The 13217-nt window shown below is 64.4% G+C and carries 13 protein-coding genes; 5 read left to right on the top strand and 8 right to left on the bottom strand.

Annotated features, from left to right (window positions below; all coding sequences use genetic code 11):
- Positions 1-326 precede the first annotated feature (326 nt).
- Positions 327-1799, bottom strand: a complete 1473-nt coding sequence (locus tag CV102_RS14810) for a dihydrolipoyl dehydrogenase (RefSeq protein ID WP_148858777.1) — start codon at positions 1797-1799, stop codon at positions 327-329.
- 300 nt (positions 1800-2099) lie between these two features.
- Between CV102_RS14810 and CV102_RS14805 the strand changes: the two genes are divergently transcribed.
- Genes CV102_RS14805 through CV102_RS14795 form a run of 3 tightly spaced genes read left to right on the top strand, consistent with a single transcriptional unit; the run spans position 2100 to position 5640 of the window.
- Positions 2100-4007, top strand: coding sequence for a NosD domain-containing protein (locus tag CV102_RS14805; protein ID WP_394349488.1), 1908 nt, complete (start codon positions 2100-2102; stop codon positions 4005-4007).
- Entirely contained in the window at positions 4004-4741 is a 738-nt protein-coding gene (locus CV102_RS14800; RefSeq protein ID WP_148858775.1) for an ABC transporter ATP-binding protein, read from the top strand. The genes CV102_RS14805 and CV102_RS14800 overlap by 4 nt, the downstream gene beginning before the upstream one ends.
- Complete coding sequence (locus tag CV102_RS14795) at positions 4738-5640, top strand: ABC transporter permease subunit (RefSeq protein ID WP_148858774.1); 903 nt, start codon at positions 4738-4740, stop codon at positions 5638-5640. Before CV102_RS14800 ends, CV102_RS14795 begins: the two co-directional genes overlap by 4 nt.
- 122 nt (positions 5641-5762) lie before the next feature.
- Here the strand turns inward: CV102_RS14795 and CV102_RS14790 are convergent, their stop codons facing one another.
- Together CV102_RS14790 and CV102_RS14785 are read right to left on the bottom strand one after the other, a co-directional pair.
- Positions 5763-6359 (bottom strand): nitrous oxide reductase accessory protein NosL, encoded by a 597-nt coding sequence (locus CV102_RS14790; RefSeq protein WP_148858773.1) that lies wholly within the window; start codon positions 6357-6359, stop codon positions 5763-5765.
- A 139-nt stretch (positions 6360-6498) separates the two neighbouring features.
- Positions 6499-7155, bottom strand: a complete 657-nt coding sequence (locus tag CV102_RS14785; protein WP_148858772.1) for a helix-turn-helix domain-containing protein — start codon at positions 7153-7155, stop codon at positions 6499-6501.
- Positions 7156-7264: 109 nt separating this feature from the next.
- On the opposite strand from CV102_RS14785, the gene CV102_RS14780 reads away from it, so the two are divergent.
- Positions 7265-8617, top strand: a complete 1353-nt coding sequence (locus CV102_RS14780) for a hypothetical protein (RefSeq protein WP_233710700.1) — start codon at positions 7265-7267, stop codon at positions 8615-8617.
- Positions 8618-8700: 83 nt separating this feature from the next.
- Here CV102_RS14780 and CV102_RS14775 read toward each other — a convergent pair whose 3' ends face one another.
- The 4 genes from CV102_RS14775 to CV102_RS14760 are packed head-to-tail and all read right to left on the bottom strand — an operon-like array spanning position 8701 to position 11055.
- Complete coding sequence (locus CV102_RS14775) at positions 8701-9330, bottom strand: DUF1641 domain-containing protein (RefSeq protein ID WP_148858771.1); 630 nt, start codon at positions 9328-9330, stop codon at positions 8701-8703.
- Positions 9331-10470, bottom strand: coding sequence for an NAD(P)/FAD-dependent oxidoreductase (locus CV102_RS14770; RefSeq protein WP_148858770.1), 1140 nt, complete (start codon positions 10468-10470; stop codon positions 9331-9333).
- A gap of 1 nt (position 10471) precedes the next feature.
- Positions 10472-10708, bottom strand: coding sequence for a sulfurtransferase TusA family protein (locus CV102_RS14765; RefSeq protein WP_148858769.1), 237 nt, complete (start codon positions 10706-10708; stop codon positions 10472-10474).
- A gap of 5 nt (positions 10709-10713) precedes the next feature.
- The gene (locus CV102_RS14760) at positions 10714-11055 is read right to left on the bottom strand and encodes an SHOCT domain-containing protein (protein WP_148858768.1); all 342 of its coding nucleotides are present in this window, start codon (positions 11053-11055) and stop codon (positions 10714-10716) included.
- A gap of 351 nt (positions 11056-11406) precedes the next feature.
- Between CV102_RS14760 and CV102_RS14755 the strand changes: the two genes are divergently transcribed.
- Complete coding sequence (locus CV102_RS14755; protein ID WP_148858767.1) at positions 11407-11769, top strand: thioredoxin family protein; 363 nt, start codon at positions 11407-11409, stop codon at positions 11767-11769.
- Between the two features lie 169 nt (positions 11770-11938).
- Here CV102_RS14755 and CV102_RS14750 read toward each other — a convergent pair whose 3' ends face one another.
- Positions 11939-13039: a YihY/virulence factor BrkB family protein gene (locus tag CV102_RS14750; RefSeq protein WP_148858766.1), complete on the bottom strand. Its 1101-nt coding sequence runs from the start codon at positions 13037-13039 to the stop codon at positions 11939-11941.
- Between the last annotated feature and the right edge of the window lie 178 nt (positions 13040-13217).

The following is a 13217-nucleotide window of genomic DNA, read 5'->3' as shown; positions in this document are numbered from 1 at the left end:
AGATGGACGGTTACAGCCGAAGTTACAGTCGAATATTGAACATCAAATATTGAACAGAAGTCCGTCTACCTCTCTTAAAACAAACACTTTTACCGGAAACCCGGTGTGGGTAAGGGAAAATACGAGAAAACACTGCACGGAAATTACGAGAAACACCGCACCAATCTCCCCCTGGTCCCCCTGAACCCGTTTCACCGGAAACCCGGTGTGTGTGTCTCAATCCAAAATGAATCGGCACTGTCTCTATCGAGACCGTTTTCATACCGTCTTCAAGTGGTTACCCTATACTCGCCGGAAACAGCTCTATTCTCCCACGTTCTCCCTATTCACTCGTGAGGGCCGTGGTCGTGGTGATGGTCATGCTCACCAGGTCCTTTCTGCGTGAACTGTCCAGCAAACGCACGGTCGATCACCTCGGACAGTGCCGGATGCACGTGTACGGATTTGCGAATGTCCCGTATCGTTCCCGAACCCGCCTTCATCGCGACGACGACCTCCTCTACGAGATTCGACGCTTCCGGACCGAGGATGTGACAGCCGAGAATTTCGCCGTCGAGATCGATGAGCACTTTCACGAACCCTTCGACTTTCATCGCGCTCCCGCGGGCGGTGTCCTCGTAGCGGTACGTTCGTGTGGCGTACTCACGATTCGACTCGCGGAGGTCCTGTTCACGTTCGCCGACTCCAGCAACCTCCGGCGAGGCGAACACGGCGAACGGCATCGCCGTGTAATCGATCGACTCGAGGCCGTCACCGAAGCAATTCCTGATAACTGTCCGAGCTTCGTGGTTCGCGTTGTGTTTCAGCAGGTACTCTCCGACGATGTCGCCGAGGGCCCAGATCTCGTCAGCCGTCGTTCGGAGGTACTCGTCCGTTTCGACGAACCCGTACTCGTCGGTTTCGATACCCGCAGCCTCGAGATCGAGTCTATCCGAATTCGGTCGTCGACCTGCCGCGACGAGCAGGGTATCGCCGGTAACGGTTACCGACTCGCGTTCGTCCGGTTCGTCCGCGTCGTTCCACGCCGGTGGATACGGCCGGGCGTCGACGGTCACCTCGCCGTCGGCTTCCGAGACGGCGACGGCCTCGTAACCTGTATAGACGTCGAACCGATCGGCGTACCGTTCGGTGAACGCGGTGGCAATCTCCTCGTCGGCCTGCGGGAGGAGCCGCGGCCGTCGACCCACAATCGTCACGTCGCTGCCAAACGTTCCGAAAAAATGTGCGAGTTCGGCTGCGATGTAGCCGCCGCCGACGATCACGAGCCGATCCGGCGGCGTCTCGAGCCGAAGCGCCTCCGTACTGGTGAGGTAGTCGACGTCCTCAATCCCGCGCATGTCGGGGATCGCCGGTCTGGTACCAGCCGCGACGAGGATCGTGTCTGCTCGAACTCGCTTGCCAGCGTCCGGGCCGTCGGTAATCTCGAGCGTCCACTCGTCGACGAACCGCCCCTCACCGTCGAATAGCGTATGCCGATCCGACGAGCGCAGTCCGCGTCGAATCGATTCGGCACTGCTGGAGACGTCGTCGTTGACCTCCCGAACGATCTCGGCGAACTCGATGTCGGTTACGTCGGCGTGGATGCCGAACGCGTCGGCTCGTTCTATCGTCTCGAGCACCTCGGCGTGGTACAGCAGCTTCTTCGAGGGGATGCAGCCGCGGTTGAGGCAGGTCCCGCCGAGTGGCCCTTTTTCGACGACCGCAACCGACTGTCCACGGTTTGCCGCGACATTCGCCACGTCGAGACCGGAACCCGAACCGACGACGAGGAAGTCGAACGCTTCTCTGTGTTCCTCCATAGGTATCGCGGCACCGCCGAACGTAGTCAAACCACCTCTCGAATACCACCCCTCGATTATACATACTCGACCTACAGGGAGGGGAACGGATCCTCGGACGGAATACCGCGGCGGAAACGAAGCGTACGGCATGAGAACGACGGCGCGTGAGCGTGAGGGCGATGGCGCGCGAGGACGGAACGCCTGTCCATGGAATTCGTCCGAGAATCCTTTCGATGGGTGGACCAGACGGTATATTCTTTCACCGTTCCAAGTGCGACTGTGCTCGGGATTTCGCAGGAGATTGGTCCATGGGACGTCGTGTTCCTCGTCGCGGTGCTCGGTATCGCGCTCGGCGCTGGCGCCCTGTTCGTCACCGATGCCGGATCGGCGTCACCGGATCCGGTCCCGTTCGAGGATACCGTCTCCGTGGGGCTCACGCTCGAGGCGGAACGGGGGCTCGACGACGACATCACTCTGCCGCGGGCACAGGTGTTTTATTCGCAGTATCAGTACGTCGTCGGCTACTACGGGGTCGAGACGTTCGTCGAAGCGCAGCGCCAGGACGGCCACGAACAGCGGTTCGGCTATCCTCTCGAGGTGTACGTCACCGACTACAGCGGTGCGGCGGTCACGCTGAACGAGGATGGGTATCCAGTCGCGGAGCAGTCGCTATCGTGGACCGACGCGGCGGACGCGTGGTTCGTCGTCGGGAGCGAGGCCCGGACGCCGTCCGGCGAGACTGTCGTTTCGTTCTCCGACCGCGAGGACGCGACGGCGTTCGCGGACGATCACGGGGGCGACGTCCGAACGTGGGGACAGACCGTCGAGGGGTCGTTCGACACCGACGACGCGACGGTCGTTCGCGACCGCGTCGACGACCAACACCGCGACGCCGATGCCCTCGTCGAGTCGACGACCGATCGGAACGACCGACCCGTCTCGATCGTCGTCGGCGACGACGTCGACACCGTACAGGAGGGTATCGACGAGGCGCCGGAGAACACCACGGTCGTCGTGCCCGAGGGCACGTACGAGGAGACGCTCGAGATCGACCGCTCGATCACGCTCGCGGGAGACGGCGACGCCAGGATTCAGGGCGACGGGAACGGCTCGGTCGTCACGGTCACCGAACTGCACGTCGGGATTCGGAACCTCGAGATCACGGGCGTCGGACCGAAAACGTCCGGCGCCGAGGAGGTCCCCGGCGACACGGCCGAGGACGGCTGGGACGACGAGTTCCAGACCTACTACACCGGTGCGGACGCCGCGATCTCCGCTCACGTCGCTGCCGGACTGTCGGTCGAGGACGTCACGATCGAGACGCCGTCAAACGGGATCATCCTCCGAGAGAGTCCCGATACCGTCGTTCGTGACGTGACCGTTCGTGGGAACGAACGGTGGGAGGACGGGTTCGCCGGGATCATGGCGTTTCGCTCGCCGGGCGTGATCGAAGCGTCGACGATCGTCGACGGACGGGACGCGATCTACGCGTACCGGTCGGAGGGGATCGTGGTTCGAGACAACGCGATCGAGGGGAGTCTGCTGGGGACGCATTTGATGCACACCGACGGCGCGCTACTCGCGGACAACCGCCTGGACGAGATCGTCGACACGGGAATCTACGTCATGACCGGTCCCGAACGGAACGCGCTCGTCGGCAACGAAATCTCCGACGCGGAGACCGGGTCTTACCTCGGCGGCACCGACACGTACGTCGCGGAGAACGTCTTCGAAGCCAACGACGTCGGGCTAGAGCTGGTGGCGACCGCGTCGATCTACGAGGACAACGTCTTCGCCGGGAATCGAGTCGGCGTGGACGATCGGGCGATGCTCCCGACGAACCGGGTCGTCGGCAACGACTTCGTCGGCAACGACGACCACGCGACCGCCGGATCCGGGCCGCTTCGCGTCTGGACGCACGACGGGAACGGAAACTACTGGCAGGGCGCGACCACCATCGCGGACGGCGATCCGCCGACCCGATCGTACTCTCCGACCGACACCGTCGACGGACGGCTGCACACGACCGACGGTGCGGCGACGCTCGCTCGAGCGCCGGCGCTCGACGCGCTCTCCGGACTCGAGGAGTCGGTGTCCGGGATGCAGACCGGCAGTATCACGGACGTGGCTCCCGCATGCGAGCCGAACAACCCGGACCTGCTCGAGCGAACCGAGCAGGCCGAACACGCCCGAAGCTGCGACGGCACACTCACTATCGAACCATGACTACAGACACGCCACTACTCGAGGCATCGAACGTCGACTTCGCCTACGGTGACGTCTCCATCCTGCGGGACGTCAGCGTCTCGATCCGAGCGGGGGAGGTGACGGCACTGATCGGACCGAACGGGACCGGAAAGACGACACTGCTGCGCGCACTCGCGGGGCTGCAGGTACCCACCGCGGGATCGATCACGTACCACGGTCCGGAGACTGCACGCGAGATCGGCTACCTTCCCCAACACCCCGAGTTTCGTCCCGGGTTCACCGTCCTCGAGACGCTGCGATTCTACGCGTCGCTGGTCGGCCGGGGGGACGACGACGCGATGGCCCGGCTCGAGAGCGTCGGCCTCGCGGACGCGGCGACACGTCAGGTCGAGGCGCTCTCGGGCGGGATGACGCGACTCGTCGGGATCGCACAGGCGACGATCGGCGACCCGCCACTGGTCGTCCTCGACGAGCCCGCGTCCGGACTCGATCCGGGAATGAGCAAGCACGTGTTCGCGGTCGCGTCGGAGCTCGCCGCGACCGGGACCGCAGTGTTGTTGAGTTCGCACGACCTCGAACTCGTCGAGCGAACCGCCGGCGAAGTGGTGATGCTCGACCGCGGAACCGTCGTCGAACGCGGGAGTCCGACGTCGATACGGAATCGACTCGGTGTCGACTCGTTGCAGGCCGTCTACGAGGCGTCGATCGCTGGTGACCTGTCCAGCGTCCGGGTCCAGGGTGAGACCGCGTGACCGGAACACCGACTCCGGCGAGCGAAGCGACGACGACAACCGACGCTGACAGTGAAACGACTGTCTCGAAACCGCCAACCGACCGGTCCGGCTCGATCTACCGGAGCAAACGCATCATCGTTCGCGAGCTTCGAACAGTCTCCCGGACCAGAACGTTCTTCGTTCTCTCGGCTGCGCTCGCCGCCGTCCTGGCCGGGATTGCGTGGGTCGGTGGCGGCGTCAGAGCCGGATTCGTTCCGACCGTCGTCGACCTACTCACACCGCTCGAACTTCTCGTTCCGATCGTCGCCGTCGCGTTCGGATATCGGGCAATTCTCGGGGACAGACGACGCGGCGAACTCGACGTCCTCGAGACGTACCCGGTCACCCCTCGCGAGCACGTCGTCGGCGTCTACGTCGGCAGGGCCGTTGGCCTCCTCGCCGCCGTCGTCGTCCCGCTCGCCCTCGTCGGCGGGGCGGTCTTCGTCGCTCGAGAGGAGCCCCTCGGACGGTACGCCTCGCACGCCGGCGCCGATTCACCGTTCCTGTTCGCACGGTTCGTCGTACTGACGGTGCTGTTCGCGCTGGCGATCCTCGCCGTCGCGCTGGCCATCTCGGCGCTGGTCAGCGGGACGCGAAGCGCCCTCGCACTGGCCGTCGTCGCGCTCGTCGTCCTGCTGGTCGGGCTCGATCTTGCGCTCGTGTACGGGCTCGCTGCCGGATTCCTGGGCGACTCGTCGCTCGTCTACTCGCTGGCGGTGAGCCCGCTCAGCGCGTACCGCGGCCTCGTCTTCGAGAGCGCCGTCATAACTGCGTCGGGAACCGGACCGCAGACGGCGTCGCCGGTAGCGAGCGTGCTCGGACTCGTCGTCTGGACGGGCGTTTCGCTCGCCGTCGCGACGTGGGCAGTAAAACAGTAGTCGTTCGGCGCTCGGTTAGTAGTCGTTAGTCGTCCGGGATTTTGGTACTTGTTCGTACGCACGCTCGACTCGATCGGGTGGGAGGATCGATTGGGTGAACGACCGGTCGGGTGGACAGCGACTCACATAAGCGACGTGAGCAGCTCCTGGGTTACCTCGTCGTGTTCGTAGCGGTCGCCGCCGTACTCGGCTTCGAAGTCGGCCGCGTCGTCGGCGTCGGAGAATCCGATCATCGACGCTCCCATCGCACCCTCGACCTCGCTGTCGACGACCAGCGTGAGTTCGGATATCGGTGCGAAGGACTCGGCTTCGACGTGGCTGCTGATCTCGGGATCGTCGCCGTCGGTGTCGATCGTGTAGTCGACGCTCGAGTAGTCGGTCACGTACGTGACGAGCGGTTCGTGGTCGGCTTCGTGGTCGAACCGGAACGCGTACGTACAGCGGGTGCTACAGAACTGCGCCGGCCGATCCGTGTCGAGAATCTCTTCGGGGTCCTCGTAGAACGATTGTCCGACTGGGCCTGGATAGTCGACGATATCCATCGTGCAGTTGTCGCAGACCTGTTCCGACTCGATCGTGGTTGGATCGGGAACGTCGGCGTCTCCGTCGTCGCCGAGACAGCCGGCTACTGCAGTAATACCGGTGAGAGCAGAACCGACGAGAACCGTTCGGCGCGTCACGTTTCGATCGGCGTCACCTCCAGCGGAGTGATCAACCATGTATTCGATTAGGACGGGGACGATAAGACCAATCTGGTCCAATCGCCGAAATTGGCGGCTGTCGGGCAGCGTGCGCGGATCCTCCGAGTGGACTCGTTCTTCGATCTCGCCGCGCGACGAATCCAGCTATCGGAGACGATTACCGGTCGGATGAGACGGTACTAACGTACTCCTCGGCGAACCAGTGTGCGATCGCCCCTTCGGCACGGTGCAGGACGTCGCTACAGGTCGACTTCGAGATCTCGAGGGTCGACGCGATGTCCGTGAGCGTCGCCTCGCGCGGAACGTCGTAGTACCCACCGTCGATGGCGGTCAAAAATACCTCGATCTGACGATCAGTCAACAGCTGTGTCGCCTGATTCGCGTCGGTGCTGTGGACGTAATCGATATCGTACCCGATTCCGCTCTCGTCGAGCGACTCGCCGAGAGCCGACAGCCTGTCCGCACTCGTCGTCAGCTCCCAGGTCACCACGCCGTCTTCGACCTCGAACGGCGTCTCCATCGGCACGCCTGCCTGCTGCATCGGGGCGATCAGCGAGGGGTCCGAGGTCTCGACCTGGAGCAGTGCCGTCTCGTCGTGTTTCCACAGCAACTCGAGTTCGCGAACGTCGTCCCGACCCTCGATATCGGCGAGTATCGGGACCGGGTTCGATGCAGTCACCTCGAGCACGCCGATGACGACGTCCGGGCCCGGCAGCACCGAACTGACGCGAAACGTGACGTCGGGGTGTGTCGTCGAAATGTCGTGAATCCAGAGGTCGTCGGGGATCCGTACGGTGAGCTTCGCGTGAGGCATTCGACCGTCGATTAGTAGTCGACCGACGTAGGAGCGACTTCGAACATGTTCGAACCGGACTCACCGGTTCGCGGGAACCGATACACCCTCGGCGTTCGTTCGAACGTGTATGTCCGGATCAGGCGTCGATTCGCGCGATACAGGTCGGGCCCCCACTGACCGAGGGTTCACTCGTCGATCGAACGATAGACCGGCGCTCTCGCTGACGCCGTTTCACGCCGCGGGCGTCGCCTTTCTGCTCGTCGGCCTCGTGCTCGCGCTCTATCAGGGACTCCAGGAGTTCGCACTCGTTCCCGAGGTGTCGTGGATCACCTGGACGCACATCCACTTCGTCACCGTCGGCGCGTTCACCCAGTTACTCTTCGGGATGCTGCCACAGTTGACGGCGCAGAAACTCGAGCGACCGGCGCCGTCGTCGCGGGCCACTCGAGCGAGCTTCCTCGGGCTGAACGGCGCGCTACTGCTCGCGTGGTACGGCCGCGCGTACGGCGAGCCGCTGTGGTTCGACGTCGGGCTCGCGACGATCTGGCTGCTGACGCTCTGGCTGTTCGCCCTCGTGGCCGGGATGGTGCTCCGGAGCAGCGGCGGGCGGGCGCGGGATCCGACCATTGGATTCTACGTCCTCTCGCCGTTCGTCTACCTGATCGGTCTCGGCTTCGCGTTCGGGCTGTTCAGCCACAGCTGGGACGTCCCCGGCGGGTGGTGGGGACTTCGCGAGGCGCACGTTCACGCCAACGCCTGGGGGTTCCTGGGGCTCGCGGCGATCGGCACGCTGTACGATCTCTTCCCTCGCCTCGTCGACGCGGAGCTGTACAGCGAGCGGCTGAAGCGCTACTCGTTCCCGCTGTTCGCGCTCGGTATCTTCCCGCTCGTCGTCGGGCCGGTGCTCGACATGGGGAGGACGGTAACCGCCGTCGGGCTAGTGTTGTACGCGGCCGGCTACGTGCTGTACGTCTACACGCTCGTCCAGACCTACCGCGCCGGCACGCCGAACGGAACGGCCCTCTCGGTGCTCGTCGCGCAGGGCTGGATCCTCGGGCCAGCCGGCTTCGCCCCGTTCATCCTGTTCGGCGTCCCGCTCGGGATCCCCGAACAGTGGATCGAGACGGGCGCGCTGCACTTCTTCTTCATGGGCTGGGCGCTCCCGATCGCGCTCGCGGGCTCGCTGCTCGTCGCCCGCTCCCTCGAGTGGCCCGGCAACGGCGACGATACCGATGCCGGCGGTTCCGTCGCCGGACTCGTTCCCGTAGAGAACGTTCCCTCGGTCGTCGGGCCGTGGATCGTCCTCGTCTGGAACCTCGCAGTGCTCGGCGTCGGAATCGGGTTCTTCTATCAGGATCAGTCCTGGTCGATGCTTCTGCACGGGTCGGGATACACCGTCCTGATCGCTATCTGGGGGTACTACCTGGTCAGAATTTTCGGAGAGCGGTCGTCGGTACGCACTCTCGCATCGGCGGCCTGAGTGCGGTTTCGCTCAGACTGACTACTCGAGTCGAATGACGACGTGACGGCGTCCAACCGTCACGTGTAGCGTCGTCAGCCGAACTATCGAACCGCTCGGCCCACCGCCTTCGCGAGGGCGACAAAAAAGCCAAGCCCCGCTTTGACGTCCGGATCGCGAAGCGACTTGACGAGGTCGATCACCCTGACGGGCTCCGCCGGCTCGGAACCGGCCTCGCCGACGGCCTCGAGCAGCGACTCGAGCGTACGAGCGACGTCGTCGTCGGCCGCGGTATCGGCCAGTTCGCCGAGGCTAGTTCCGGTCGCCGCGAGGTCGGTCACCATCTCGTCGTCCATCGCATTCGAGGCGAGCGCGGCGATGTCCGCGAGCGCCGCCAGGTCGTCGAGGGTGCCCGACCGCTGCAGGCGGGCGAGCGTCTCGAGGGCCTCGGCCAGCTCGTCGGCGTTCTCGCCGGTCGCCTCGCCGAGTTGCGCGACCTCCTCGGTTGCCAGGCCGTCCGCGGCGGCGCCGAGGTTCGTCGCGGTGCCCGATAGCTCCTGGACCATCCGGTCGTCCATCGCGGCCGTCGCGAGGTCGGCCGTATCCAGCAGGTCGTTGACGACGCCGAGTCGCTCGAGGAACCGGGCAACTTCGTCGGGATTCTCGGCGACGAGTTCCTCGAGGTTGGGCGCTTCCGGGTCGACGGCGTCGGCCGTGGGTTTAGCGTCGGCCATCTAGAGCAACCCCCGTGCGGTCAGCCAGTAGGACTCGTTGTAGCCGAGTTTCGCCCAGTGGAGCGGCTTCGACGGCTCGCGGACGAACGGCTCCTCGCCGTAGCTGAACTCGATGAACGTCGCCTCGTCCATCCCGGCCTCGAGGAAGCAGACTGTTTTGCCGTCGTAGGTCGCCGTCGGGACCGTCCCGCGGGCGCGGCTGGCGAGTCGGTCGGCGACGACGCCCGCCTCGTAGTGGGCGACGCTGCCCGCCTTGCTCGTCGGGACGTCCGCGACGTCGCCGATGGCGTAGACGTCCTCGGCGTTCGTCGCCTCGAGCGTGTGCCTGTCGACGTTGACCCAGCCGTCGTCGCCGAGACCGGCCTCGGACACGAAGTCGCTGCCCGCGTGGGGCGGGATGGCCACGAGCAGGTCGTAGCCGAGCGCTCGCCCTTCGACGGTCTCGATGCGCCGCTCGTCCGGGTCGATCTCCTCGACGTTGAAGAACGTCTCGAGGGTGATGTCGCGCTCCTCGAACAGCGCCGTCGCCCAGTCGGCGATCGACTCGAGGCCGTGGGCGCGGTTGATCGGATACGTGTAGGTGAGCTCGACGTCCTCGCGGCGTCCTCGCTCGCGGAGCCAGTCGTCGACCATCAGCACGAACTCGACGGGGGCGGCCGGGCACATGTGCGGCACGCCGACGACGCTCAGTACGAGGTGGCCCTCGGTGAACGCCGCGAGTTCGTCGCGGAGTCGTTCGGCCCCTTCTGGACCGTAGAATTGGTGGCCGCCCTCGGCGAGCCCCGGAACGGCCTCTGGTTCGAGGGTCGCCCCGGTCGCCAGCACGAGCTGGTCGTAGCCGAGTATCGAGCTGTCGGCGAACGACAGCGTCTTTCCGTCCGTGTCGACGCCAACGACCTCGCCGATCGTGAGGGTGACGCGACGGTCGACCAGTTCCTCGATCGGCCGCGTGGCGTCGTCGACCGTCTTCTTCCCGAACGGCACGTACAAGAAGGTCGGCTTGTAGACGTGCTCGGGGTCGGCCGTGATCAGCCGGAGTTCGACGTCGCCGGCCTCGAGTTCGGGTCGTAACTCGCTCGCGAGCCGATTCGCGAGGACCGTCCCGCCCGTTCCGCCGCCGACGATCGCGATTCGATGCATCTCAGTTCACCTCGACGTAGATGTTCCAGTGGTCGTCCTTCTCGTCGATCTCGAGCAGGTCGTGACCGGCCTTCTCGAGCCACTCGGGGACGTCCGTCGTGGAGTTGCGTTCCGTCGTCTGGAGTTCGACCACGGTGCCGGGGTCGAGCGTTTTCACCCTCCCGATGAGGTCCATCAGCGGGCCGGGACACGTTGCGCCGCGCGAATCGATCGTGATGTCTGCCGTGTTCTCTGTCATCGTGTTCATCCTCTGATCTGCAGTTTCCGTCGTCGTCGCTCGAATTCCTCGTTGGAGAGCTCTCCGCGCGCGTATCGCCCGCGGATCTGCTCGAGCGCTCGGTCCGCGTCGTCGCTCCGCGCGGACTGCCCTCCGCTCCCGGCCCAGAAGACCGCGAGCACGAGCAGGCCGATGAGCAGGATCGGCCAGAGAAACATCCAGCCGCCGAACGTTCCCCAGCCGCCCATCGATCCGCCGCCGCCGTGTGCCTGCGCGGCAGCGGTGGCGGTCGCGCCGACGAGGAAGACGGCACCAGTCGCCGCGAGCATCCACGCGTACCGTCGGAGTTGGTCTCGTGATTTCGTCATCGGTCGGTCACAGTCGGATATATGGTCTTGCACAGTATAGCCATTACTACGAATTCTATGGGGTAGGAATGACCGAAGCCTATATACGGACCAGTCCGCGCCCGAGGTCGAAAGTTGATGATTGACGCTCTTCTCTCGAGGGTTCTCGTTGGGTAATCTGGTGTGTCACGAACACGACTAGTACGAACTGGATTTGCCGCCTGAAGCGGCGAAGAGGACGACAGTACTCCTCGCCGAAGAACGAGACGGTTCGTCCCGGCTTCCTCGACCCTGCAGTACCGGGAGGGTCTTGAAATAGTATTGTACGAAAAATACAAAACACTAAAATACTTGCGAGCCATAGAACCGACGATGACCGAAACGGCGACTCCGGAGACGTCCACCGACGAGCCCAGGCCTATCGAGCTGAACAGCGTGGCCGACTACGACGCTCTCCTCGAGCAACACGACCTCGTCCTGCTCGAGTTCGTCACGTCCGGCTGTGGAATCTGCGCGTCGATGGAGCCGGTGCTCGGTGCGGTCGTCCGCAGCGCGCCAGGCGCAGTCGCGACGGTGAACGCCGGTCTCGTCCCCGATCTTTCCGCCGAGTTCGACGTCCGGAGCGTTCCGACGCTCGTCGTCCTGCGAGACGGCGAGGAAGTCGCTCGTCTCGACGACGGGTTTCAGGGCGCAGAGACGCTCGTGGAACTGCTCGAGACGCACGCGGTAGAGTAGAGTCGGTGCTCCACACCTGTGCGAGCGGGTCGGGTGGCATTCGACAATCCATGCGGAGGACAGTACTTGCTGTTTCACCATCGGATCGATCCGTCGTCGTCAGCAGCGGCTCTCGGCGCCGGCTCTCAAGATGCTGCAGCCTCGATCCAGGAGTAGAAGTTCGACTGTTTCAATCGTCCGTGATGTCGGCCTGATTCTTCGACTCGTCGACGGTGGCCTGCCAGCGGAGCGTGATCGATAGCTCCCGTTCGTCGTCTTCGGATTTCGACTGTTCAGTAACCGTTACGCTGTCATCCGGTCCGGGGTACCGGTCAGCATCGTCAGCACCGGTCGTCGACTGCTTCTCACCGCCGGAGCCGGCGAGTGCCGCTCGAAGGTTGTGGAGGTACGCAGCGAATTCGTCGGCGTTCATCTCCGTCTTGAGTCTGGTTTCGAACGCGGCTGCGCTCTCGTCACCGTCGTCCGCCGCCTCGGTGTTGTCCACCTTCTCGGTCGTGTGTCCACCGAGGACCGCGTTGATTACCGCGCCGGCGAGCAGGACGAGCCCGGAGAAGTACAACCACGTGATGACGACGACGACGCCACCGAAGAGGCTGTCCGAGCTTCCGCCGGTGAACGTGAGATACACCTGGAACAGCGCCTGGAAGGCTGCCCATCCGACCGCTGCGAACGCCGCACCTGGAACGACGTATCGCCACCCGACGTCCGTATCCGGAAACCGATAGTACATCGGGAGGAACGCGGCGACGAGCCCGAAAACGAGGACGAGCGGCGTCACCATGCCGATGTACGGGATCACGTTCGCGAGCCTCGCGAAGAGGGCAGTGACACCGATCGTCGCGACGATCGCGACGACGACGGCCGCGAGGACGATCAGCCCGTCGACCAACTTTCCGGTGAAGGAACTCTCCGCCGTGGTCTCGTAGATCTCCGAGAACGCGGTGTCCAGCCCGCGGAAGATCTTCAGCGTCCCCCAGATCAGCACGATAAACCCCACGACTGACGCGGCCGGGTCCCCGGCGCCTCCCTGGAACACCTCCGCGACGATGTCGGCGATGGGTCCGGGCAACGACTCCTGGGAGAGTTCAACGACCCGCTGCTCGAGACCGCCGCCGACCGTCGAGACGACTACCAGTAGAACGACGAGAATCGGGGCGAGCGAGAGGAACGCGTTGTACGCGATCCCCGCCGCCATGAACGTCACGTTCTTTTCGGAGAACTCGGCGGCGATCTCCTTTCCGGTGTCCGGAACAGCAGCACGGTTGACCATACCGACCGTAAATCAGAGACCCGAAAACAAGCTTGGGAACCGGAATAATAGACAGTTATCGGCTACGAAACATTTCTTTCGGACGGACGGGAGGAGTTCGACGCCGACCGTCGATGCTAGTAGCGGCTGTCGGCCGTCGCCGTCGGCTGGCGTAATCCGCGTCCGCCCGGGACAGTTC

It is taken from the genome of Natronococcus pandeyae, assembly GCF_008122205.1.
GTDB classification, from domain to species: domain Archaea; phylum Halobacteriota; class Halobacteria; order Halobacteriales; family Natrialbaceae; genus Natronococcus; species Natronococcus pandeyae.
Note: the sequence above shows the minus strand (reverse complement) of the source record. Positions and strands in the feature narration are given on the sequence as shown.

Bases quoted from the DNA above. Each gene is read 5' to 3' on its own strand.
- CV102_RS14810 (WP_148858777.1), bottom strand. From the start codon at position 1,799: ATGGAGGAACACAGAGAAGCGTTCGACTTCCTCGTCGTCGGTTCGGGT.
- CV102_RS14800 (WP_148858775.1), top strand. From the start codon at position 4,004: ATGACTACAGACACGCCACTACTCGAGGCATCGAACGTCGACTTCGCC.
- CV102_RS14790 (WP_148858773.1), bottom strand. From the start codon at position 6,359: ATGGTTGATCACTCCGCTGGAGGTGACGCCGATCGAAACGTGACGCGC.
- CV102_RS14785 (WP_148858772.1), bottom strand. From the start codon at position 7,155: ATGCCTCACGCGAAGCTCACCGTACGGATCCCCGACGACCTCTGGATT.
- CV102_RS14780 (WP_233710700.1), top strand. From the start codon at position 7,265: ATGTCCGGATCAGGCGTCGATTCGCGCGATACAGGTCGGGCCCCCACT.
- CV102_RS14775 (WP_148858771.1), bottom strand. From the start codon at position 9,330: ATGGCCGACGCTAAACCCACGGCCGACGCCGTCGACCCGGAAGCGCCC.
- CV102_RS14770 (WP_148858770.1), bottom strand. From the start codon at position 10,470: ATGCATCGAATCGCGATCGTCGGCGGCGGAACGGGCGGGACGGTCCTC.
- CV102_RS14765 (WP_148858769.1), bottom strand. From the start codon at position 10,708: ATGACAGAGAACACGGCAGACATCACGATCGATTCGCGCGGCGCAACG.
- CV102_RS14760 (WP_148858768.1), bottom strand. From the start codon at position 11,055: ATGACGAAATCACGAGACCAACTCCGACGGTACGCGTGGATGCTCGCG.
- CV102_RS14755 (WP_148858767.1), top strand. From the start codon at position 11,407: ATGACCGAAACGGCGACTCCGGAGACGTCCACCGACGAGCCCAGGCCT.
- CV102_RS14750 (WP_148858766.1), bottom strand. From the start codon at position 13,039: ATGGTCAACCGTGCTGCTGTTCCGGACACCGGAAAGGAGATCGCCGCC.